Origin of the sequence: Alloyangia pacifica, assembly GCF_003111685.1 — a bacterium.
Classification (GTDB): domain Bacteria; phylum Pseudomonadota; class Alphaproteobacteria; order Rhodobacterales; family Rhodobacteraceae; genus Salipiger; species Salipiger pacificus_A.
The window spans coordinates 138,943-159,178 of record NZ_CP022191.1; the positions used below are offsets into that span (position 1 = coordinate 138,943).

General features: G+C 66.6%; 16 protein-coding genes and 1 pseudogene. 1 reads left to right on the forward strand and 16 read right to left on the reverse strand.

Annotated elements, in window-relative coordinates:
- Positions 1–129: 129 nt before the first annotated feature.
- From CEW88_RS19845 to CEW88_RS19915, 15 genes are all read right to left on the reverse strand, one after another.
- A complete protein-coding gene (locus CEW88_RS19845; protein WP_108970107.1) occupies positions 130–693 on the reverse strand; it encodes a fasciclin domain-containing protein in 564 nt (187 codons plus the stop codon).
- Positions 694–793: 100 nt separating this feature from the next.
- Positions 794–1,489, reverse strand: coding sequence for an anti-sigma factor (locus tag CEW88_RS19850; RefSeq protein WP_108970108.1), 696 nt, complete (start codon positions 1,487–1,489; stop codon positions 794–796).
- Positions 1,486–2,043, reverse strand: a complete 558-nt coding sequence (locus CEW88_RS19855) for a sigma-70 family RNA polymerase sigma factor (RefSeq protein ID WP_108970109.1) — start codon at positions 2,041–2,043, stop codon at positions 1,486–1,488. Before CEW88_RS19855 ends, CEW88_RS19850 begins: the two co-directional genes overlap by 4 nt.
- A 215-nt stretch (positions 2,044–2,258) precedes the next feature.
- Positions 2,259–2,747, reverse strand: coding sequence for a hypothetical protein (locus CEW88_RS25265; RefSeq protein WP_159099689.1), 489 nt, complete (start codon positions 2,745–2,747; stop codon positions 2,259–2,261).
- A 166-nt stretch (positions 2,748–2,913) separates the two neighbouring features.
- Complete coding sequence (locus CEW88_RS19865; protein ID WP_108970110.1) at positions 2,914–3,951, reverse strand: zinc-dependent alcohol dehydrogenase family protein; 1,038 nt, start codon at positions 3,949–3,951, stop codon at positions 2,914–2,916.
- A gap of 186 nt (positions 3,952–4,137) precedes the next feature.
- Positions 4,138–5,160 (reverse strand): dipeptidase, encoded by a 1,023-nt coding sequence (locus CEW88_RS19870; protein ID WP_108970400.1) that lies wholly within the window; start codon positions 5,158–5,160, stop codon positions 4,138–4,140.
- A gap of 5 nt (positions 5,161–5,165) precedes the next feature.
- Entirely contained in the window at positions 5,166–6,125 is a 960-nt protein-coding gene (locus tag CEW88_RS19875; protein WP_108970111.1) for an isoaspartyl peptidase/L-asparaginase family protein, read from the reverse strand.
- Positions 6,126–6,197: 72 nt separating this feature from the next.
- Complete coding sequence (locus CEW88_RS19880; RefSeq protein ID WP_108970112.1) at positions 6,198–7,736, reverse strand: hydantoinase/oxoprolinase N-terminal domain-containing protein; 1,539 nt, start codon at positions 7,734–7,736, stop codon at positions 6,198–6,200.
- Positions 7,733–8,809 (reverse strand): DUF917 domain-containing protein, encoded by a 1,077-nt coding sequence (locus tag CEW88_RS19885; protein WP_108970113.1) that lies wholly within the window; start codon positions 8,807–8,809, stop codon positions 7,733–7,735. The genes CEW88_RS19880 and CEW88_RS19885 overlap by 4 nt, the downstream gene beginning before the upstream one ends.
- Positions 8,810–8,884: 75 nt before the next feature.
- Positions 8,885–10,477, reverse strand: coding sequence for an ABC transporter substrate-binding protein (locus CEW88_RS19890; RefSeq protein ID WP_108970114.1), 1,593 nt, complete (start codon positions 10,475–10,477; stop codon positions 8,885–8,887).
- A gap of 32 nt (positions 10,478–10,509) precedes the next feature.
- Positions 10,510–11,640 (reverse strand): DUF917 domain-containing protein, encoded by a 1,131-nt coding sequence (locus tag CEW88_RS19895; RefSeq protein WP_108970115.1) that lies wholly within the window; start codon positions 11,638–11,640, stop codon positions 10,510–10,512.
- The gene (locus CEW88_RS19900; RefSeq protein ID WP_108970401.1) at positions 11,633–13,207 is read right to left on the reverse strand and encodes a hydantoinase/oxoprolinase N-terminal domain-containing protein; all 1,575 of its coding nucleotides are present in this window, start codon (positions 13,205–13,207) and stop codon (positions 11,633–11,635) included. Before CEW88_RS19900 ends, CEW88_RS19895 begins: the two co-directional genes overlap by 8 nt.
- Before the next feature lie 14 nt (positions 13,208–13,221).
- Positions 13,222–14,868 carry an ATP-binding cassette domain-containing protein gene (locus CEW88_RS19905; protein ID WP_108970116.1) on the reverse strand — a complete coding sequence of 549 codons (1,647 nt, stop codon included), beginning with the start codon at positions 14,866–14,868 and terminating at the stop codon, positions 13,222–13,224.
- Between the two features lies 1 nt (position 14,869).
- Positions 14,870–15,754: an ABC transporter permease gene (locus CEW88_RS19910; protein ID WP_108970117.1), complete on the reverse strand. Its 885-nt coding sequence runs from the start codon at positions 15,752–15,754 to the stop codon at positions 14,870–14,872.
- A complete protein-coding gene (locus CEW88_RS19915) occupies positions 15,754–16,782 on the reverse strand; it encodes an ABC transporter permease (RefSeq protein WP_108970118.1) in 1,029 nt (342 codons plus the stop codon). Before CEW88_RS19915 ends, CEW88_RS19910 begins: the two co-directional genes overlap by 1 nt.
- A gap of 109 nt (positions 16,783–16,891) precedes the next feature.
- Between CEW88_RS19915 and CEW88_RS19920 the strand changes: the two genes are divergently transcribed.
- Positions 16,892–19,267 carry a response regulator transcription factor gene (locus tag CEW88_RS19920; protein WP_108970119.1) on the forward strand — a complete coding sequence of 792 codons (2,376 nt, stop codon included), beginning with the start codon at positions 16,892–16,894 and terminating at the stop codon, positions 19,265–19,267.
- A 218-nt stretch (positions 19,268–19,485) separates the two neighbouring features.
- Here CEW88_RS19920 and CEW88_RS19925 read toward each other — a convergent pair.
- A pseudogene (locus CEW88_RS19925) lies at positions 19,486–20,107 on the reverse strand (DDE-type integrase/transposase/recombinase).
- Between the last annotated feature and the right edge of the window lie 129 nt (positions 20,108–20,236).

Consider the following 20,236-nt stretch of genomic DNA (forward strand, 5'->3'; position numbering starts at 1 on the left):
TGGTCTGCGGTCGTTCGCCCGCCAGCGACGAAAAAAAGAGCGCCGCGCGCCTGTCCGTTTGGCCAAGAGGCAGGGTGGCATGCGCCCGCGGCACGCATGAGGCCGCGGGCGCCATTGTCCTAGGCGCGCTTACTTGGGCACCAGCACGTGGTCGACCACGTGGATCACACCATTCGACTGATCGACATCGGCGATCGTCACCCGGGCAACCGTGCCGCTTTCATCATAGATATAGAGCATCCCGTCCTTCATGCGTGCGGACAACGCGTCGCCCGAAACGGTCGTGAAGTTCGCCAGCCCGTCAGAGCTCGCCCGTGCCTTCTGCACGATCTTCGCGGCGGTCCAGTCGCCGGCGAGCACATGCGCCGTCAGAACCTTGGTCAGCATCGCCTTGTTTTCGGGCTTGAGCAGTGTCTCCACCGTTCCGGCCGGAAGCATCTCGAAGGCGGCGTTTGTCGGCGCGAACACCGTGAACGGGCCAGGGCCCTGAAGAGTCTCGACCAGGCCGGCGGCCTGAACCGCGGCGACCAAGGTCGTGTGATCGGCGGAGTTTACCGCATTCTCGACGATGTTCTTGGATTCGTACATCGGCGCGCCGCCGACCATCGGGTTTGCGGCAAAGGTCGGGGCCGTAAAGCCAAGGGTCGCGACGAGGCCGAGGGCGAGTGCGGCGGTGCAGTTGATGTTGGTCATGGTGTTTCCTCCAGAATGCGCCGGTTCCGTCCGGGGCTGCAGAGGATACGAAGGCGCGATTGACCGCGTTGCACCAAGACGTGGAAAAAGTTCCGCGGCGCTAGAGGCTCGGGATCTGCGCTGTTGCCAGCACCGGTCCGCTCGGGCCCGCCACGGGCGATCCCCCCGCCGGCTCCAGGCTGACCGCCAGCACATCGCCGGCGCGCACCTCTGCGCTCACCTCGGTCGTGCGCGGGGCGAGCAGTCCGAGGGAGGCGACCTGCCCATCGCGGATCAGCCACAGCTGATAGGACCGCCCCTCGGGGTCGGGTGCATCGGACAGGCGGCGAAAGACCAGCCTTTGGCTGTCGCCGCGGACAGCGATCTGCAGGTCCGGCGCGGCGAGCTCTGCCAGATGGGTGCCGGGTCGGTACAGGGGCACGCCCCAGATCGCTACGAGCGCCACAACCGCCGCCACGGCCAGCCCGAGAAGAACTGAAACTCCACGTCTCTGCGCGGCGACCCCGGACCCGTCCTCCCGGCCTGTGGCTGCCCGACGCAGCCAGCCGAACACGCCGCCGCGCTGCGGCGGGGGCGCCCCGAAAAGCCTGTGTTCGGCCCGGTCCAGCACGGCGGAAGGTGGCTCAATGGCTGCGAACTCGACGTTCAATTCCGAGAAGCGCGCCTGCCACATCTCGACCTCCCGCGCGAAGGCCGGATCGCGGATGATCCGGTCCTCGGCCCGCGCGCGATCCTCGGCCGAGGCAAGCCCCAGCACGTAGTCCGCCGCGAGATCGGGGGTCTCGTCTTCGGTCATGCGTCCATGCACTCCTTGAGCTTGCGCAGGCCGCGATGCAGCCAGCTGCGCAGGGTGTTCAGCGGGATCCCGAAGGTGCTCGCAATGTCGTCGTAGCTGCGCCCGTCAAGATAGGCACTCCGAATGGCGGTGGCACGATCCGTGTCGAGCGTTGCGAGGCAATCGGCGATGCGCCGCGCCTCGTCCTTCATCTCGACGAGGGTTTCCGGCCCCGGCCCGGCGTCGGCAACCTCCAACATGGCCGTATCGTTGGAACGGGCGGCTTCGCGTCGCAGCGCGGCCTTGCGCGACCGCAGGCGATCGAGGCAATGGTTGCGCGCGACGGTCACAATCCAAGACATCGGCTGGCCGCGCATGGGATCGAACTGATGCGCCTTGCTCCACAGCTTGACCATGATCTCCTGCAACGCGTCTTCCGCTTCGGCCCTGTCCTTGAGCATACGAAGACAGACCCCGAAAAGTTTCGGGCCGGCTTCGGAATAGAGGTTGCGCAGCGCGGCCCGCTCCCCCTGCGCCATGCGCAAGAGGACGTCAGCCAGCGGTTCCTCGGTCATGGGTCCCCCTCATCTTGGGCCAGAACGCATGCCAAAGCGGCCTAATGTCAAGGAAAACGAAAATGATGGCCACCGCCGCCGCGAGATGCTGCAAGTCAGACCGAAAGGACGAAGTTTTTCCCGCCGCAAGTTTCAGGCCCTTCCGAGCCGGACCTGATCCCGGACGCGCGTCGTATCGCCAACGCTCTAGGCCAAGCGCGCAAAGCATCGGGCCTTCAAGACGTCCGAACAGAGAGCGATATGATCGCCGCGCCCAAGCCGCCCCGTCGGGCAGGCCCCATCGACCGGAGTTCGAATTCGGTTCCAAATGATGCTATGTTCACATTGGCGCGCCGACTGGCGTGTTCTGTCTTGCAAATAATTCTGAATGGAGGACCACCATAGACGCTCATCTGCTGGCCGCCCTGATCCTGACGCCCTTCGTGCTCGCGTTCGTCTACGCGGGCGTCCACGAGTACTTGCGATACAAATCGGAGGGCCGCGCGACCTATGGCCTCGTGTTTGATGAAGAGACGGGCACCTCCTACGTCACAGGGATCGGCGAGGAGGATGAGGGGTTTGACCCTGAGGACTTCGATCCCGGCAACTATAATGACGCTGGGACCACTGACGAGGTTGGACGGAACACGGGCTCTTCCAACGACGATGCCCTCCCACCACGGACAACCAGCTCCCGAGGCTAACTCTCCGATCTCCTGGACCATGCATGGCCTGGACGCCGCCTCGGATTGATGCTCGGGCGATCCCCTGCCCTTCGCTGGAGGTGCACAAGCGCCACTTCGTTGCCGCGCCTGTCCTGTGGTAAGGTCGTCGACGCGGCTTGCCAGTTGCACTGCGCGCACGTGTCTCGCCCAACGCACGCGCTCCGCGTCAGAACCGCGTGATGACCGTCGCCCCGACGGATCGGAACTTGTCCATGGTCATCAGCGCCTCGGGGGCATCGGCAAGGCTGATCTGCTCCCCCACCAGCCGCGCCGGGTCCAGTTTGCCGCTGGCGACCATGTCCAGCATCGCCCCATAGCGATGCGCCTGCATCCCGTGAGAGCCGAGCAATTCGATCTCCTGGCCGACGATCTTGGGCATGGGCACCGCGGGCGCCGCGTGCTCGCCGAGCATCAGCCCAACCTGCACGTGCTTGCCGCGCGGGCGCAGGCAGAGGATCGAATTGGTCATGGTCACCGGGTGACCGAGCGCATCGAGCGAAACATGCGCGCCACCGCGCGTGATCTCGCGGATTGCCCCGGGCACATCTGCCTCGGCACCGTCGATGACGGCCACGGCACCAAGATCCTTGGCCAGCGCCAGCTTGGCCGGGTCGAGATCGACGCCGATGACGTTTGCACCCACCGCCGCTGCGATCATCACCGCCGAGAGGCCGACCCCGCCGCAGCCGTGCACGGCCACCCATTGCCCGGCGCTGACCTTGCCCTGGTCGATCACGGCCCGGAAGGAGGTCGCGAAGCGACAGCCGAGGCTCGCCGCGGTCGCAAAATCCATGGTCTCGGGCAGCGCCACGAGGTTCAGGTCCGCTTGGTGAATGCCAACATATTCGGCGAAGGACCCCCAGTGGGTGAATCCCGGTTGCTCCTGGTGCAGGCACACCTGCTGCTGCCCCGCGTGGCACTCCGAACAGCTGCCGCAGCCACAGATGAACGGCACGGTCACCTTGTCGCCCACCTTCCAGGTGACGACATCCTTGCCCACGGCCTCGACCACGCCCGCCAACTCGTGCCCGGGAACATGCGGCAGCTCGATGTCGCTGTCGTGGCCCATCCAGCCATGCCAGTCACTGCGGCAAACCCCGGTGGCCATGACCCTGAGCACGACACCGTGCGCTTGCGGCGTAGGATCGGCCACGGTGACCAGTTTCGGGGCTTCCCGGAATTTCTCGAAAAAGACGGCTTTCATTGCAGGGTCTTTCGGCTTTTTGCGTTCATAGATCGCGCGCACGGCGGCGTGGAGGAGAGCCTGCCTGCCAATCCCGGTCCCGCTCGCATGTCTTGCAGCAATTGCGCTGCGACAAAAAGGGCTCGCGGCACGCCCGACACGTCTCCGGCGCCGGTCCCACGGTGGATTTCGGGGCGCGATCCGGGATCACTGCCCCCAGGTACGCTCCAGCGTCGCGATCCAGTTGCGGTGGGCGATCTTCGCGAGCTCCTCTTCGCCATAGCCTGCCGCGCGCAGAGCCTCCAGCAGGCGCTGCACCCCTGCCACATCCCCGATGTGCCGCGACATGAAGGTGCCGTCGAAATCCGAGCCGAGGCCCACGTGGTCGATGCCGACACGCTCGACGAGGTAGTCGATGTGCCGCACCATGACATCAAAGCCCATCTCGGGATCGCGGACGCCTTCGGGATGAAGGAAGCGCACCCCGAAATTCAGCCCGATCAGCCCGCCGGTCTCGCGGATCGCATCCAGTTGCTTGTCCGTTGCATTGCGGCTGTGCGGGCAGAGCGCGAAGGCGTTCGAATGCGAGGCGACCAGCGGCGCATCGGAAATCCGCGCGACATCCCAGAACCCGGCGTCGTTGAGGTGCGACAGGTCGACGAGGATCCCCAGCTCGTTGCAGACCCGGACAAGATCCTTCCCCGCAGGGGTGAGCCCGCCACCAATGTCGGGCTCGTGCCCCATCACGAAGGGCACGCCATGGGCGAAGATGTTGGGGCGGCTCCAGACCGGGCCAAGCGTGCGCAAGCCAGCGGCATGCAGAACATGCAGCAGGTCGAGATCTTCGGTCGCGGCCTCGATGCCCTCGATGTGGAACACGGCAGCAAAGCTGCCCTCGGCCATGGCGCTCCGAATATCGGCAGCGCTGCGGCAGAGCGTGACGGCGCCGTCCGACTGGCGCACGATGCGATGAAGCAGCGCGGCCTGAGCGAGGGTCTGCTGCAGCGCCGACGCCTGCGGCACGCGTGGCAGGTCGCCGTTTTCGTCCGGCGTCTGATCGTCGGTGCTCACCCAGACCGCGCAGAGCCCGCCCGCGAACTTCGAGGCCTGCGCCCGGGGCAGGTCGATCTGCATGCCCGGCGCGCCGGTCAGGAAGCGGGCCTCGGCTCCGTCACGGGCGCGCAGCAGTTTCGAAAGCGCGTCGTTGTGGCCGTCGAAGACGGGGATCATCTCGCTCACAGCTGCACCTCGTGGACGTCCTGGTGGGTCGCCACGAAGGCCCTGCCCTCGGGGGTGACCCAACCGCGGAACATGCCAGCGGTGTTGAACGGCGTGCTGACCTGACCCGAGGCGTCCAGCGCCACCAGCCCCGCGCCGACGATCCCGGTGGTCTGCGACGAGGCCGAGAGGTCCACGTGCACCACGTGCTCGGCCGCCGTGCGGACGTCTTCGCGCAGATAAGCCATGCGCGCCGCGATCTCGTGCCCGACCACATGCCGGATGAAGAACTCGCCCTTGCCGGTGCCGGAGACGGCGCAGACCCCGTCGCGGGCGTAGGTGCCGGCGCCGATCACCGGGCTGTCGCCGACGCGGCCGGCGGGCTTGTTGGTGTAGCCCCCGGTCGAGGTGGCCGCCGCGAGGTGCCCTGCCCCATCGAGCGCCACCGCGCCGACCGTGCCGTGCTTCTCGTTCTCGGTCGCCTCGGTCCCGGCGGCGGCATGCGCCTTCATCGCCGCCAGCGCCTCGACGCGCTTGTCGGTGGTGAAATAGTCCTGCGGCATGACTTCAAGGCCCGAGCCGGCGGCAAAATTGTCAGCCGCAATACCGGTCAGGAAGACTGCCCGACCGTCCTGCATCAGCGCGCGCGCCGCGCGCACCGGGTTGCGGATGCCACGTGCCGCGCTGACTGCGCCTGCCTCCAGCGTGGCCCCGTCCATGATCGAGGCGTCAAGCTCGTGGATGCCGTCCTCGTTCAGCGCCGCGCCGTGTCCGGCGTTGAAATGCGGGCTGTCTTCCATGACGACGACGGCGGCTTCCACCGCAGCGACCGCAGAGCCGCCTTGCGTCAGTTCCGCCCAGCCCGCGGCGAGCGCGCGCGCCAGATCCCGCCGGGCCTCGGCCCAGTCCTCTGGGCTCATGCCGTCGAGGGGCAGCACGCCGCAGCCCCCGTGAATGGCCAGTGCAATCGTCGTCATAGTCATCTTCCTGTCTTCATGCAGAGCCGCCCGGGCATCAGCGCGGGGGCGGCTCAAGCCTCAACCTGGGCGTCAGCCAAAGGAGATATCACCGATCACCCGCACCCGCACGCGCCGCGCGCCGCCGGGCAGGTAGGCGACGGGGATGTCCTCGATCTCGAGAACCTGCAGGCTCGCGGCATCGGCACCGGCGGCGACCGCCGCGGCCCGAGCCTCGGTCTCCGCCGCCGCCAGCGCCTGCTCGCGGGTCATATCCGAGAACACCTGGTCGACCTCGCCCGACACCTGCGCCATGGCCGCGCCAAGCGCATTGGCCACGCCGGCATTTTCGACCCGCAGCACCTCGGAGGCGCCGGGCACCTCATCGGGGATCAGGAAGGCACCACCACCGACCGCGATCAACGGCACGTCCTCGGCCGAGGTCTTCATCTGGTCGAAGTTCTCGGCCACCATGGCGCGCATCCGGGCAAGCGTTTCCTGCACGAAGGTCGGATCGAGGTCGCTGACCAACGACGGGTCGCCCATCTCGATCATCCCGGCGGCCACCGCGATGTCCGAGGTGGTCAGCGTCTGGCCCCCGAAGACCCGGGCTTCGCGCAGGATGCGATAGCCCACCGAGCGCGGGCCGATGGCGCCGGTCTCGGCATCGACGACCGTGCCGCCGCCAAGCGCGATGGGCAGCAGGTCGGGCATCCGGAACAAGGTCCGCACGCCGCCGATATGCACGATGTTGTTGGCCTCGCGCGGGAAGCCCCCGATCAGGCAGCCGATGTCCGAGGTCGTGCCGCCGACGTCGACCACCATGGCATCGCTGAGCCCGGTCAGGAAGGCTGCGCCGCGCATTGAGTTGGTCGGGCCCGAGGCGAAGCTGAACACCGGGTTCGCCGCCGCCACATCGGCCAGAGCCACGGTGCCGTCGTTCTGGGTCAGGAAGAAGGGCGCATCGAGCCCGATCTCGGCGAGCGCCGTCTTGAAGGCCTGCACCGTGGTCTTGCCGAGCGATTGCAGCGCCGCGTTCAGCAGCGCGACGTTCTCGCGTTCCAGAAGACCGATCCGGCCAAGGCTGTTCGACAGGGTGATCCGCGCCTCGGGGATGATCAAGCGCACGATCTCGGCCGCGCGGTCCTCGCATTCGGTGGTCAGCGGCGAGAAGGTGGCGGAGATCGCCACCGAGGTCACGCCTGCGTCGCGGATCTTCATCGCGGCCTCGCGGATCTCGTCCTCGCGCAGCGGCACCAGCGGGCTGCCATCGTATTCGTGCCCGCCATGCACCATGAAGATCATCGGATCGACCGCGCGATACAGATCCTCGGGCCAGTCGCACATCGGCGGCAGCGACGCGCCGGTGGGCAGGGCGATGCGGATCGCCGCCACGCGCTCGAGCCGAGCGCGCTCCACCACGGCATTGGTGAAATGGGTCGTGCCGATCATCACCGCGTCAAGCGGACGCGGCGTGTCGCCGATATGCGCAGCGACATGCGCGAGCGCGGCTTTCACGCCCGACATCACGTCCTGCGTGGTGGGAACCTTGATCGAGGCGGTGATCTTGTCGCCGTCGATCAGCACGGCATCCGTATTGGTGCCGCCGACGTCAATGCCAATACGCTTCATTTGAATACCGATTTGAAGTCAATGTCATAGCCGAAAGCGCGCGGACCGACCGCCGCCACGCCCGCGGGCGTCGTGAGGATCTCGGGTGCCGGAAGCGCCACCACGTTCACACGCTGGCCGTAGCGCACGGATTCGGTGCCGATGGCGCTTCCCGACACGCTGTCGAGCAGGCACAGCAGGTCCGGCGTCATGGCGACGGGCGCGCCATTGCGGAAGGCCACCGCCCATTCGTTCTGGAACGCCAGCTCGAGCGTCGCGCCGCGATCCGTGTCGATGCCCTCGATCACGGTCTTGCCGCGCAGGAAGCCGCCGGTGGTGGTGCGGTCCACGTCGACGATCTTGCCGCGGAAGATCTGCTTGCCCTTGGCATGGTCCAGCACTGCGGCCACCGGATCGTCGTGGCGGGCGCGGGCCTCGAGCACCACACGGCCAAGCTCGGTCGCCTGGGTAATGGTGTGGTGGATGCCCCAGTCCTTGACCTCGCGGCCGGTGCGGGGTGCCTTGCAGGTCGCGGCGGTCGAGCCCACGGCGGTGCAGACCGCGCGCGAGACCTTCTCCATCCATTTCCAGCTTTCGGCGCGGGTGACGATCACCTCGTTGTCGCGCACGTCCACCAGCGACAGCGGGAACATCGACAGCCCGCCGATCGCGAAGGAGGTCATCTGCGCCTCGGGGTAGGCGCGTCCCATGCAGTCGGCGTTGACCACGGGACGGCCCAGCAGCGCGGCGGCAAGGAATGGCGACAGCGCGTTGGCGCCGCCGATCTCCAGCGCCATGATCGCCCGGAACGGACGGCCGAGGTAGTCTTCCATCAGCTCGACCGCCCGGGCCATGTGCCGCGGATCCTTCAGCCGTTCCTGGCCGACCAGCGGAGCCCCCATGCCAGAGACCACCGCGACCATGTCATCATCCGCCAGCTCGTCCGGCTGCAGGACCTGGACCCGTGCGCCCTCGGCGTAGAGGCGGCGGAGGTTCAGCGTTGAAAGATAGGGGTTGCCGCCGCCGCCCGTACCCAGAATCCACGCGCCGGTCGCGAGGGATTCAATATTCTCTTCCGGAAATTCCTGGAGCATCTGTCCACCTTGGGCCTTGCTTGTGCCGGCCCCGCGCGCTGCGGGACCGGGCTGTTTCAAAGGGATCGCGACCGATCAGTTCGACGGGCATTCCCAGGTGAAGTGCCAGAAGTTCAGGTCCCAGCTCTGCATGGGACGGAACTCGTAGCCTTGCAGGCAGGCATTGGCCGCGTAGCGGCGCATCGGGGCCACGGCCCAGACCGAGGTCTGCAGGTCGTAGATCGACTGCTGCAACTCCTTGTAGGTCGCGTTGATCTCGGCCGGGTCGGTCTGCGCGCGCGACTGGTCGATCAACGCGTCGATTTCCGGGTCTTGCAGCCATGCCATCGACCACCAAGTGCCCGAGGCCTTGGAGTGGTACTGGTTGAAGAACATCGAATCCGGCGACGGGTAGCTCGGGCTCACGTTCACCTGCGTCGAGGCCGGGGTGGTGTCGGGGTTCGATGCCAGTTCGACGATGCGGTTCCACGGCTCGGGCCGGATGTCGAGCGTGATGCCGATCTGCGCGAGGTTGGCCTGCATCAGCAGCGCCACTTCCTGTTCGAAGGCCAGCGAGGCGACGTAGCTGTTGACCAGCGTGATGTCCTCGCCCGCGTATTTGGATTTCGCCAGCTCTTCCTTGGCCTTCTCCAGGTCGTAGACGCCGGTCGGGATCTCGGTGTTGAACGCGGCCTCGAAGGTGTCCGAGAGCGGGCCGTGCATCGGCACGCCCGGGTAGATGATCTCCTGGATGGTCTCGTAATCGGTCGCATAGGCGATGGCGCGGCGCACGTGCACGTCGTCGGTCGGGTAGACCTTGGTGTTCAGCTTGATCTGGAAGCCGCCGGCGGTGCGGGTCTGCAGCAGCTTGTAGCCCGGCATGTTGCCGATGGACTCAAACGTGTCGTTGCCCAGCCCGTGCGACGACAGGCCCAGCTCGCCCTTTTCCGCCAGCGCGCGCACCGTGGCGTCGTCCGAGGTCTGCACGAAGCGCACTTCGTCGATCGGTGTGCCCTTGTCCCAGCCGAGGAAGTAGTCGGGGTTGCGCGCGATCACCATGTCCGCCGAGCGGTTGTAGCTGACCAGCGAATACGGGCCCGAACCCACCGAGTTGTCCCCGACGTAGGCTTCGCCGAGCGCGTCATCCGCCGTCGCATTTGCCTCGACCAGCTTCTGGTTCAGCACCAGCAGGATCGGTGTGGAGGCAAGGAAAGGCGAGAACGGGCGGTTCAGCTTGATCTCGACCGTCGTCGCGTCGGGCGCGGAGACGTTCTCCGGCGCGATCAGATCGACGAGCAGGTTCGACGGCCCCTTGTTGATCTTCAGCAGGCGCTGGATCGACCAGACCGCATCGGAGGCGCTCAGCGCCGAGCCGTCCTGGAAGGTCACGTCGTCACGCAGGTGGAAGGTGTAGGTCAGCCCGTCCTCGGAGATGTCCCAGGATGTCGCCAGATGCGGCACGATCTCGCCCGAGGGGGCGACGGTGGTCAGACCGTCGTACATGTTCACCACCGCCATGTAGCCGGTGTAGTCGGTGACCTTCGCCGGATCGAGCGAGCTGAAGATCTGCATGGTGTTGACCACGGTCGACACCTTTTCCTGCGCCATGGCGGCGGGTGCGGCACCGAGGCCGAGCACGGCTGCCAGAGCGAGGGCCGACAGCCCGCGTTTCTTTGCCAGAATAGACATTGTTGTACTCCTGTTGGGTTTTCTTCTTTGTCTCAGGCGGCCTGTCCCAGCGGGGCAAGCGGCGCGAAGGGGATCTCGGGGTAGCCAAAGGCGGCGGGGCCGACGACATCGAGCGCCCGCGCGGAGCGCAGCAGGTCGTGGCAGGGCACGGCGAGCACGGCGATGCGCTGGCCGTAGCGCAGCATCTCGGTGGTGATCGGGTAGCCGGTGTCCACGTCCAGCACGATGATGAGGTCGGGCACGGTCACCTCGACCTCGCCCTCGCGGCGGAAGATCAGGAACTCGTTCTGGATCGCGATGCTGGCGGTCTGGCCCTGGAAGTCGTCGAAGCCGCCAAGCTCAAGATCGCCCACGGCGAAGCCGCCGCGCAGGTGGCGCTTCAGGTCGGTGATCTTGCCGGTGAAGACGTGCCGCCCGCCTTCCAGCGCGCAGACCGTCGCGACCGGATCGTCGCCGTTGCGGCGCGCGTCCAGCACCGCCCGCCCGAGGCGGATCGCCTTGGTGTAGCTCTGGGGGATGGCATTCTGGCGCACGAAGCTCGCCGGCATCGGGGCCGTGGCCAACATTGCCGCCCCGCCCTGCGCCACCACGCAGGCCCGTGCCATGCGCTCGTGGAACACCTCGGAGACCGCGTGCTGGAAGACCACGCGGTTGCCGTGCAGGTCGCACATCACCGAGGGGGTCGAGCTGTGGCCGTAGATCGAGAAGGTGGTCATCTGCATCTCGGGGAAGGCCCGGCCCATACCGTCGCAATCCAGCACCGGCAGGCCGCCGAGGGCCGCCGTGACCAGCGGGTTCATCGAGTTGGCGCCGCCGATCTCCTCGCAGACGATGGCGTCCATCTTGCGACCGGTGAGCTCTTCCATGCCCTGCAGGCAGCGCAGCCCCTCGCGGCCTTCGCGGATCCGCTCGGTGCCCACCACCGGTGCGCCGATGCCGCCGATGGACATGCACAGCGCGTCATCGGCGATCTTTTCCGTGGCGAGGATGGTCATCTTGTAACCCGCCTTCATCGCCTCGCGGGTCAGCAGCTTGCCCTGGTAGGGGTTGCCGCCGCCACCGGTGCCGAGGATCCCGGCGCCGACTTCCAGCGCCTCGAGATCGTCGAGTGTCAGCTCCCACAGGTCGGCGGGATCGTAGGTCAGCTCACGGGTATCAGGCATTTTCGACTTCCATTTCTGCGAGGGCACCCATCTCACCCACGACCTTTACGTGGATGCGGGTGGCATTGCCGGGCAGGTAGGCGAGGGGCATGTCCTCGCGCTCGATCACCTCGATTGTCTCGGCGACGGCCCCGGCGGCGATGGCCTGAGCCCGGGCTTCCGCCTCGGCTTCGGCCAGAGCGCTGTCGCGGGTGACGCCATCGGTCAGGCTGAAGATCCGGTCGGTCTCGCCCGAGATCTGCGCGATCGCCGCGCCCACCGCGTTGGCCACGGCGAAGTTCTCGGGACGGATCACCTTCAGATCGCCGATCTGGTCGGGCATCAGCACCGAGCCGCCGCCGACCGCGATCACCGGCACCGGCTCGGCCGAGATGCGCGCCCGCTCGACGCAGGTTTCGAACATCTCGGTCATGCGGTCCGCCGCCGCTGCGACCAGCTTCGGATCGAGGCTTTCCAGCAGTGCAGCATCGCCGATCTCGGCCTTGCCGGTGGCCACAGCGATGTCGGTCGCGGTCAGGGTCTGGCCGCCGAAGACCAGCGCCTCCTGGCGGACACGGTAGCCGACGGACTGCGGGCCGATCACCACGCTCTCGGTCGTGCCCTTCACCAGCGAGCCGCCACCGAGACCGATGGAGAAGACGTCGGGCATGCGGAAGTTCGTGCGGACCCCGCCGATGTCCACCGAGGTAGAGGCCTGCCGGGGGAAGCCGTGCGACAGCGCGCCGACGTCCGAGGTGGTGCCGCCGACGTCGACCACGATCGCCTCCTTGAGGCCGGTCAGGAAGGCCGCGCCGCGCATCGAATTGGTGGGGCCCGAGGCGAAGGTCAGCACCGGGAAGGCGCGGACCGTGTCGGCGGCCATCAGCGTGCCGTCGTTCTGGGTGATGAAGAAGGGCGCCTTCACGCCCGCCTGCTCCAGCGCGTGGCCGAAGGCCTGCACGGTCTTGTCCGCGAGCCGCAGCAGCGAGGCGTTCATGATCGCCGCGCTTTCACGCGCCAGCAGCCCGTGGCGACCGATGTCGCGTGACAGCACGACGCTGAGGCCGGGGCATTCTTCCAGCAGGATGTCGCGGGTGCGCAGCTCCATCGTGTCGTTCACGCCGGAGAAGACCCCGGTGACCGAGGCCGCCCGGATGCCCTTCGCGCGGATTTCACCGGCGATCCTGCGGATCTCGTCCTCATCGAGTGGCGACAGGACACGGCCGTCGAACTCATAGCCGCCCTTCACCTGGTAGCCGTGATTGCCGACCATCTCGCGGATGTCTTCGGGCCAGTCGACCATCGGCGGCAGACCCGCGCCCGAAGGCAGGCCGAGACGGATGGCGGCCACCGGGTCGAGATGCCGGCGCTCGATCACCGCATTGGTGAAATGAGTGGTGCCGATCATCACCGCGCCGATACGGGCACGGTCGATGCCCGAGGCCGCGATCACCTGCTCCAGCGCCTCGAACACGCCCGAGGTCACGTCCTCGGTGGTCGAAGCCTTGATCCCTGCAAGGACCTCATTGCCCTTCAGCACGACGGCATCGGTATTCGTGCCGCCTACGTCAATTCCTACGCGATACACCAAAGGCTCCTTCATCAATCAGTGGTTTTGACCAGAAAGGCTGCGCGCTCTTCCGGGCTCACCGCGGGCTTTTGGCGTTCCTCATCGTCGGTAACGACCGGGATCGCCGCGATCAGCGCGCGGGTATAGGGATGTTTCGGGTCGGCGAAGACCTCGGGCGTCGTGCCTTCCTCGACGATTTCGCCGCGCAGCATGATCGCGAGGCGCGAGCAGAAATTGCGCATCAGCGACAGGTCGTGCGAGATCATGAAGTAGGTCAGACCCAGCTCTTCGCGCAATTGCAGCAACAGCTCGATGACGGTCTTCTGCACCGACACGTCGAGCGCCGCCGTCGGCTCATCGAGGATCAGCACCTTGGGCTCGGCGGCCAGCGCACGGGCGATGGCAACGCGCTGTTTCTGCCCGCCCGACAGCTCGTGCGGATACTTCGCGAGATAGGACACCGGCAGGCGCACCAACTCCATCAGCTCGGCCATGCGCGCGGCGCGCGCCGCGCCGGTCAGACCGGCGTATTTCAGCGGAAGCCCGAGGCTCTGCTTCACCGTCCGCTTGGGGTTCAGCGAAGTGCCCGGGTTTTGGTAGACGATCTGCGCCAGCGGGCGGCCGGGGTTCGGCGTGCCATCCACGGAGACGCTGCCGAAGGTGGGGCGCGACAGCCCCATCATCATCCGCGCCACGGTGGTCTTGCCCGAGCCCGACTCCCCTGCGAGGCCGAAGATCTCGCCCTCGCGCAGGGTGATCGTCACGTCCTTCACCGCGGTGAAGCGCTTGCTCTGGCGGCCGAACTGCTTGCCGAGCCCGGTGGCGCTGACGATGGGCGCCTGCGCGCTGATCTGCTGGGTCTGCACCCGAGGGCCATAGAGCGGCGGCACGGCGTCGAGCAGCCCGATGGTGTAGGGGTGTTCGGGCGACGAGAGGATCTTCGCGCAGGGCCCGGCTTCGACGATATCGCCATGCCGCATGACCACCACGCGGTCGGCCACCTTGCGGACCACCCCGAGGTTGTGGGTGATCATCAGCAGCGCCATGCCCTCTTCGGCCACCAGCGTGTTGATCAGGTTGAGGATCTCGTCCTGCGTGGTGACGTCAAGCGCGGTGCCCGGCTCGTCGGCGATCAGCAGCTTCGGCTGGTGCAGCAGCGCCAGGCCGATGAGCACGCGCTGCCGCATGCCGCCCGAGAGTTCCGACGGATAGGCGTTCATCACCCGGTCCGGATCGGCCAGCTGGACGCGGCGCAGCACGGCGGCGATGCGGGCCCGCCGGTCGGCGCGGCTCGATTTCACCCCCTCGCGGCTGTCGGCGAAGCGCAGCACGTCGTCGAGGTGGGTGCCGATCTTGAACACCGGATTGAACGACGACAGCGGGTCCTGCATGATCAGCGAGAAGGCCGACCCTTTCAGGGCATCGCGCTCTCCGCGCGGCAGCTCGAGCACGTTGCGCCCCTCGACCTCGATGCGGCCGGCGCTCACCGTCGCATTGCGCGGCAGCGTGCCGAGGATCGCCTTGGCGGTGACCGACTTGCCCGAGCCTGTCTCGCCGATCAGCGCAACGCGCTCGCCCGCGCCGACGGTGAGGGAGATATCGCGGAGCACCTGACGGGTCTGGCCGTAGGAGGTGAACAGGACGTCGAGGCCCTCGACTTTCAGAAGTGGGTCGCTCATCTCAGCCCTCCATATCGAACATGTCGCGCAGACCGTCGCCCAGAAGATTGAAGCCGAGCGTGACGTAGAGAATGACCGCCCCCGGGCAAAGTACCTCCCACCAGAAGTCGGGCATGAACTGCCGTCCGTCGGCGACCATCGAGCCGAGGTCGGGAGTCGGGGGTTTCACGCCGAAACCGAGGAAGCTCAGCGTCGCGCCGAAGAGGATCACGAAGGCCGCGTCCAGCGTCGTCTTGACCGAGATCACCGACACGCAGTTGGGCAGGATCTCGCGGAAGAGGATGTGCATCCGGCCGGCCCCTGCGATGCGTGCGGCCTCGATGAAGTCCTCGGACGCCACCGATTTCGACACCGCGTAGATCAGCCGTGCATGCCAGGTCCACCACAGCAGGGTGATGGCGATCATCGCGTTCATCAGCGTGGGCTCGAGCAGGTTCGACACGGCCAGCGCCATCACCAGCGGCGGCATTGCCAGCATGACGTTGGTCAGCCCGGTGATGATCCGCTCGGTCCAGCCGCCGAAGTAGCCCGCAGCGAGGCCGAGCACCGTGCCGATCGGCACCGAGATCCCGAGCACGCCGATGACCAGCAAGAGCGAGATGCGCAGACCGAAGACGGCGCGCGAGAAGATGTCACGCCCGACCTTGTCGGTACCGAACCAGTGCGTCGCATCCGGCGGCAGGTGGCGCGCGCGGAAGTTCACCACGGCGCCCACGTCCTCTGGCTTCGGGGTGATATAGGGCGCGAGGATCGCGAAGATCACCGCCGAGAGCACGATCAGGCTGCCGATTACCGCCGCGGGATTGCGGCTGAAGCGGTACCACATCATGTAGCTTGCGCTCAGGTCCTTGTTCGCTCCGTCCAGAGCCATCTTAACCTCGGCCATCAGCGGGCCTCCTTTCGGCGCATGCGGGGATCGATGATGGCGATCAGCACATCGACGATCAGGTTGGCGACGATGAAGAATAGGCCTGACACCAGCACGACTGCCGTGACCGCGTTCAGGTCCTTCTGGAGGATCGCGTTGAGCCCGTAGGAGGCGAAGCCGCCCCAGGAGAAGACCATCTCGATGACGAAGGCGTTGCCGATCAGCGAGGCGAACTCGAGCCCCATGATGGTCAGCGGCGCGATCGACGAGAGCTTCAGCAGGTAGCGGAAAATGATCACCCGTTCCGGCACGCCGAAGCTCTGCAGCGTGAGCACGTGATCCTTGCGGCGGTTCTCGAGCATCGCCGAGCGGGTGATGCGGGTGATCTGACCGATCCCGGCCATCGACAGGGCGACGGCGGGCAGCGCGAGATGCTGCAGCGCCGAGACGAAGACGTCCATCCGCCCGGCGAGCAACGCGTCCACCAGCATCAGCCCGGTCGGCCCGCCGGCAAAGCCGAGGCTGTGATCCATCCGCCCGATGATCGGCCAGTCCCCGAAGTAGCGCGCGACCAGAAGCTGGAGCGAAATGGCGAAGAGAAAGCTCGGAATGGTCACGCCGACGAGCGAGAACAGCCGCCCGACGTGGTCGACCCAGCGATCGCGGAAATGGGCGGTCATGACGCCGAGCGGAATGGCCACGGCGAACATGATGATCACCGCCACCAAAACCAGCTCGACCGTCGCCGGAACCGTCTGGCCAAGGTCCACCGTCACCGGCCGCTGCGACAGCAGCGACATGCCCAGATCGCCCTGCAGCGCGCGCGCTATGTAGGAGACGTATTGCACCGGCAGGGAGTCATCGAGCCCCATCTCGGTGCGCAGGGCGCTGACCTGTTCCGGCGTGGCGGTGGGGCCCAGTGCCATGCGGGCAGGGTCGCCCGGCACCACCCGGGCCAGAACGAAAATCATGATCGAGAGCACGACCATCACCAGCACGAAAGTGCCGAGTCGGGTCAGGATCGCTAAGAACGGGTTTTGCTGCATCAGCCGGAAACCTCCCGGTTGGTCTCTTTCGGCGGACTATTCTGCAGCGTCGAGGGTTCGACAATTTGGGGCTGGTATGGGTTTTGATAAAATTGGTATAGGTTTATGAATGTTTCTCCATCCCTCCCCGCCCGCAAGAATCTTGCGCAAAGCGCTGATCGAGCGCGTCCTGAGCGATCAGACCGGCACGATTTTCCTGCGCGCGCCCGCCGGCGCCGGGAAATCGGCGTTGATGCGCGACGCAGCGGAACAGATGGGGGCGTCGGTCTGCGCGCTGCATACCCCGCGCGAAAGCGATGTGCAGAACGGCTGGCTGTTCTGGGATGTGCCGAGCTCGGCGCGCACCGCGCGCTTGCCGGCTCAGGTGGCGGAGAGCGTCGAGCATCTGGTGATCGCGCACCGTCCCAGCCAGAAGATCACCGGCCTTGCTCGGCGGCTCCTGCACGGCGGCACACAGACGCTCGATGCGCGCGCGCTGAGTTTCAGCGCCGCAGAGATTGGCACCCGCCTGCCCGCGGCCCTGACGCGGCGGCTGCTGGAAAGCTACGCCGGCTGGCCGGCGTTTCTGCCGCTTGCGGCAACGCCTGACCCGGACCTGGCCGCCGCCTACATCGGCGAGACCTTCCTAGCGCAGCTCTCTCCTGCGCCCACGACCCGGTTGTCGATCTGGCTCGAAGACCCAACCCCGGGCCCCGACGGCGACTGGTGCGACGCGTTGCCGCCCTTCCTTCTCAGCGTACCCGACGCCCAATCCGACCTGACCGAGGCCCTGCGCACGGCCGTGGCCGCGCGGATCGAAACCTTCTCCAACTCCGGCTCGGTCGCCGAGGTCGCCACCGCCCTCGAGGCCGCCAACCGCCCGCTCGCCGCTATGGCGCTGCTGCTCGACCACGGGCACGAGGCCCATGCGGCGCAGATCCTTGCGCATTCCCGCGGGCTCGAGCTGATCTACGAGTCAAACCTCGACGAGTTCAGCCGGATCGTCCTGCGCTTCTCTCCCGAAGTCGTTGCGACCAACGAGACGGTGCTCTTCGCGATCACCCGAACCTTGATGAAACAGGGCGAGTTCCAGCGCGTCCGGCAGCTCGTCGCCAAGCACCTGGGCTCGGATTATCTCGACCCGCTCAAGGTGCTGTCGCGCGGGACGCGGTTCTCCTTCGCGGCGCGCCGCTTTCGCCTGAACATGATGATCAGCGAGGACATGACGCCCTCCGACGCGATGCTGCAACGGCTCGGCGAGTTCATGGCCGACTACCCGGTGGGCGACGATCAGAAATGGGCGGCTTTCTACAACGCGCTGCTGGAATTCGAGATCCGGCGCCGGAACTTCCGCGAGGCCGAGGCCGCCGCCGCCCGTGCGCTGATCTACTTCCGCAAGATCGGGGGCCATCCGCTGCTCGAGTTCTTCATCCATCTGCACCTGACCGTGCTGCACCTGACGAACGGCGACGTCCGGCTGGCCCGCCCCGCCGCGCGCATCGCGCGAGATAAGTTGCAATCCGTCACGCATCCGGTCGAACAGGAATTCCGGATGCTGCATCTTGCCGAGGCGGCGCTGGCCTATGAGGACGGCCAGCCTCAGAAACTTGTGACCTTTGTCGAGCAGGAGTTCGACGTCTTCGCGCGTGCCGAGATCTGGCCGAGCCTGTTCCACTTCGCGATCCATTATGCGTCGCAGGCGGTGATGGACCACTACCCCGCCAGCATCCGGCCCGGCTTCCTCGACGGTCTGTGGCTGCACCTTGCCGAGCGGATGGACCTGCTGCAGGCCGTCCAGATCCGCACCGCCGCCGCCTATCAGAACGAGGGCCGCATCGGCGAAGCGGTCACCACGCTGCAGAGCCTGCGCGCCACGCAGAGTGTCCCGACCGAGGAGATGACCCCGGCTTGGCTGGCGCAGCTCAACGACCGCAACGCCATCGCGCTGGCCATGGCCCGCCTGCGCTGCCTCGTCGAGGACCCCGCGCCTGGACCCGACATCGACCGTCAACTCGCTGCACTCGAGAGCAACCCGAAAGCGACCTTGCGGGAAACCGTCGCGCTGAAGATCTGGCGTGCCCACCTTGCGCACAAGCGCCGCGACACCGCCGGCGCTCGGAGCCAGCTGCAGGCCGCGCTTCTGTCGGCCTCGCGGCTGGGCTGTTTCGGCGTGCTTTCCGAGCAGCGGATCTTCCTTGCGCCGCTGCTGCGCGAGGCGCGCATTCGCCAGCATCTCGAAACCGCACCGGACATACGGGCAACCCTGTCGAAATACGCCGCGTCCATCTCGACGCCCAAGGCCAAGGCGCGCGCCGGGGGGCTGACCGAACGCGAGGCCCAACTCTTGCAGCTGATTGCCGGGGGCTACCCCAACAAGCGCATCTCGCAAGCGTTGAATATCGCGCAACCGACAGTGAAGTTTCACCTGTCCCGGCTCTACGCGAAGCTCGGAGCGAAGAAACGAAGCGAAGCTATCCAGGCGGCCAATGCACTTGGTTGGCTGTGATCGGGCAAGCGCGTTTTGGCGCCTCTGCGCGCAGCCTGCGGGCGCGTCATTGGTATCGTAACCCGCACCGACCTGATCGGTGGGTCAGGCGTTCCGAGCGGGGTGACGATGACGCAGGAGACAACTCGAAGCTTGAATTCTTCCATCATTCTTGACGATGCACTGAGGTGGACCCCATTTCCCGGACAGGTTTCGGCGCTGCCAAGCTTGGGTGGTGCTCATGCTGCCGCCTTGGGGCCGGGGCCCTGATGGGCCTCAACCGGTGTTCTTCCCCCGAGTGCCGAATGTGGGCGCTCGGTGTTGTAGAAGGTCATCCATTTGCCGATGCCTGCCCGGGCCGCTGACCCGGTTTCGAAGGCATGGAGACCTTCACCGTTGCGTCCATCAAGGGCTGCGTGAAGCGGGGGCTGGTGAACTGGCATCAATCGTATGACTATCCGTGTTGAAAATCTCGGGCCATCCGTGAAGCCGAAAGGCATCGTCCAGCGCCTCGATGCAGAATTCGGTGTCCATCGTGTTTGAGAGCCGCCAGGACAGCACCGGGCGCGTCGCCCATTCCATGATCGCCAGGAGCTAGAGGAGCCCGCGCCGCGTAATGTCTGCGCACCAGACTTGGTTGGGGCGCTCGATCTCGCCTTCCTTCGCGGCCGCCTCCGCCTCCGCCTTGCCGGAGAAGTTCCCGGACATGCCCTCGAGCGCCTGCCGCTTCCAGGTGTTGATCAGGGTCTGATGCACGCCGTGGTTTGCCACCAGTTCGGCGTCCGTCAGCTCGCCACGGATCGCCCCAAGCGCCCCCTTCGCCTTGAACTCGGCGCCGTAAGTCGTTCGTTTGCCAGCCACGCGGTTCTACCTCGCCATCGTTGGCGGCAAGCTTAGCAGGGTGTCCGGTTTTCGGGGACACCCTCATCCGATCGAAGACCCCGCCGACGCATCGAAGATTAAGCTTGCCAACGAAAGGGCATCCACACA

What these genes read in the sequence shown, in the direction of transcription:
- CEW88_RS19895 (WP_108970115.1), bottom strand. Translation starts at nt 11,640, where the DNA reads ATGCCTGATACCCGTGAGCTGACCTACGATCCCGCCGACCTGTGGGAG.
- CEW88_RS19905 (WP_108970116.1), bottom strand. Translation starts at nt 14,868, where the DNA reads ATGAGCGACCCACTTCTGAAAGTCGAGGGCCTCGACGTCCTGTTCACC.
- CEW88_RS19915 (WP_108970118.1), bottom strand. Translation starts at nt 16,782, where the DNA reads ATGCAGCAAAACCCGTTCTTAGCGATCCTGACCCGACTCGGCACTTTC.
- CEW88_RS19875 (WP_108970111.1), bottom strand. Translation starts at nt 6,125, where the DNA reads ATGACGACGATTGCACTGGCCATTCACGGGGGCTGCGGCGTGCTGCCC.
- CEW88_RS19855 (WP_108970109.1), bottom strand. Translation starts at nt 2,043, where the DNA reads ATGACCGAGGAACCGCTGGCTGACGTCCTCTTGCGCATGGCGCAGGGG.
- CEW88_RS25265 (WP_159099689.1), bottom strand. Translation starts at nt 2,747, where the DNA reads ATGGTCCAGGAGATCGGAGAGTTAGCCTCGGGAGCTGGTTGTCCGTGG.
- CEW88_RS19920 (WP_108970119.1), top strand. Translation starts at nt 16,892, where the DNA reads ATGTTTCTCCATCCCTCCCCGCCCGCAAGAATCTTGCGCAAAGCGCTG.
- CEW88_RS19880 (WP_108970112.1), bottom strand. Translation starts at nt 7,736, where the DNA reads ATGAAGCGTATTGGCATTGACGTCGGCGGCACCAATACGGATGCCGTG.
- CEW88_RS19845 (WP_108970107.1), bottom strand. Translation starts at nt 693, where the DNA reads ATGACCAACATCAACTGCACCGCCGCACTCGCCCTCGGCCTCGTCGCG.
- CEW88_RS19890 (WP_108970114.1), bottom strand. Translation starts at nt 10,477, where the DNA reads ATGTCTATTCTGGCAAAGAAACGCGGGCTGTCGGCCCTCGCTCTGGCA.
- CEW88_RS19870 (WP_108970400.1), bottom strand. Translation starts at nt 5,160, where the DNA reads ATGATCCCCGTCTTCGACGGCCACAACGACGCGCTTTCGAAACTGCTG.
- CEW88_RS19850 (WP_108970108.1), bottom strand. Translation starts at nt 1,489, where the DNA reads ATGACCGAAGACGAGACCCCCGATCTCGCGGCGGACTACGTGCTGGGG.
- CEW88_RS19910 (WP_108970117.1), bottom strand. Translation starts at nt 15,754, where the DNA reads ATGGCCGAGGTTAAGATGGCTCTGGACGGAGCGAACAAGGACCTGAGC.
- CEW88_RS19885 (WP_108970113.1), bottom strand. Translation starts at nt 8,809, where the DNA reads ATGCTCCAGGAATTTCCGGAAGAGAATATTGAATCCCTCGCGACCGGC.
- CEW88_RS19865 (WP_108970110.1), bottom strand. Translation starts at nt 3,951, where the DNA reads ATGAAAGCCGTCTTTTTCGAGAAATTCCGGGAAGCCCCGAAACTGGTC.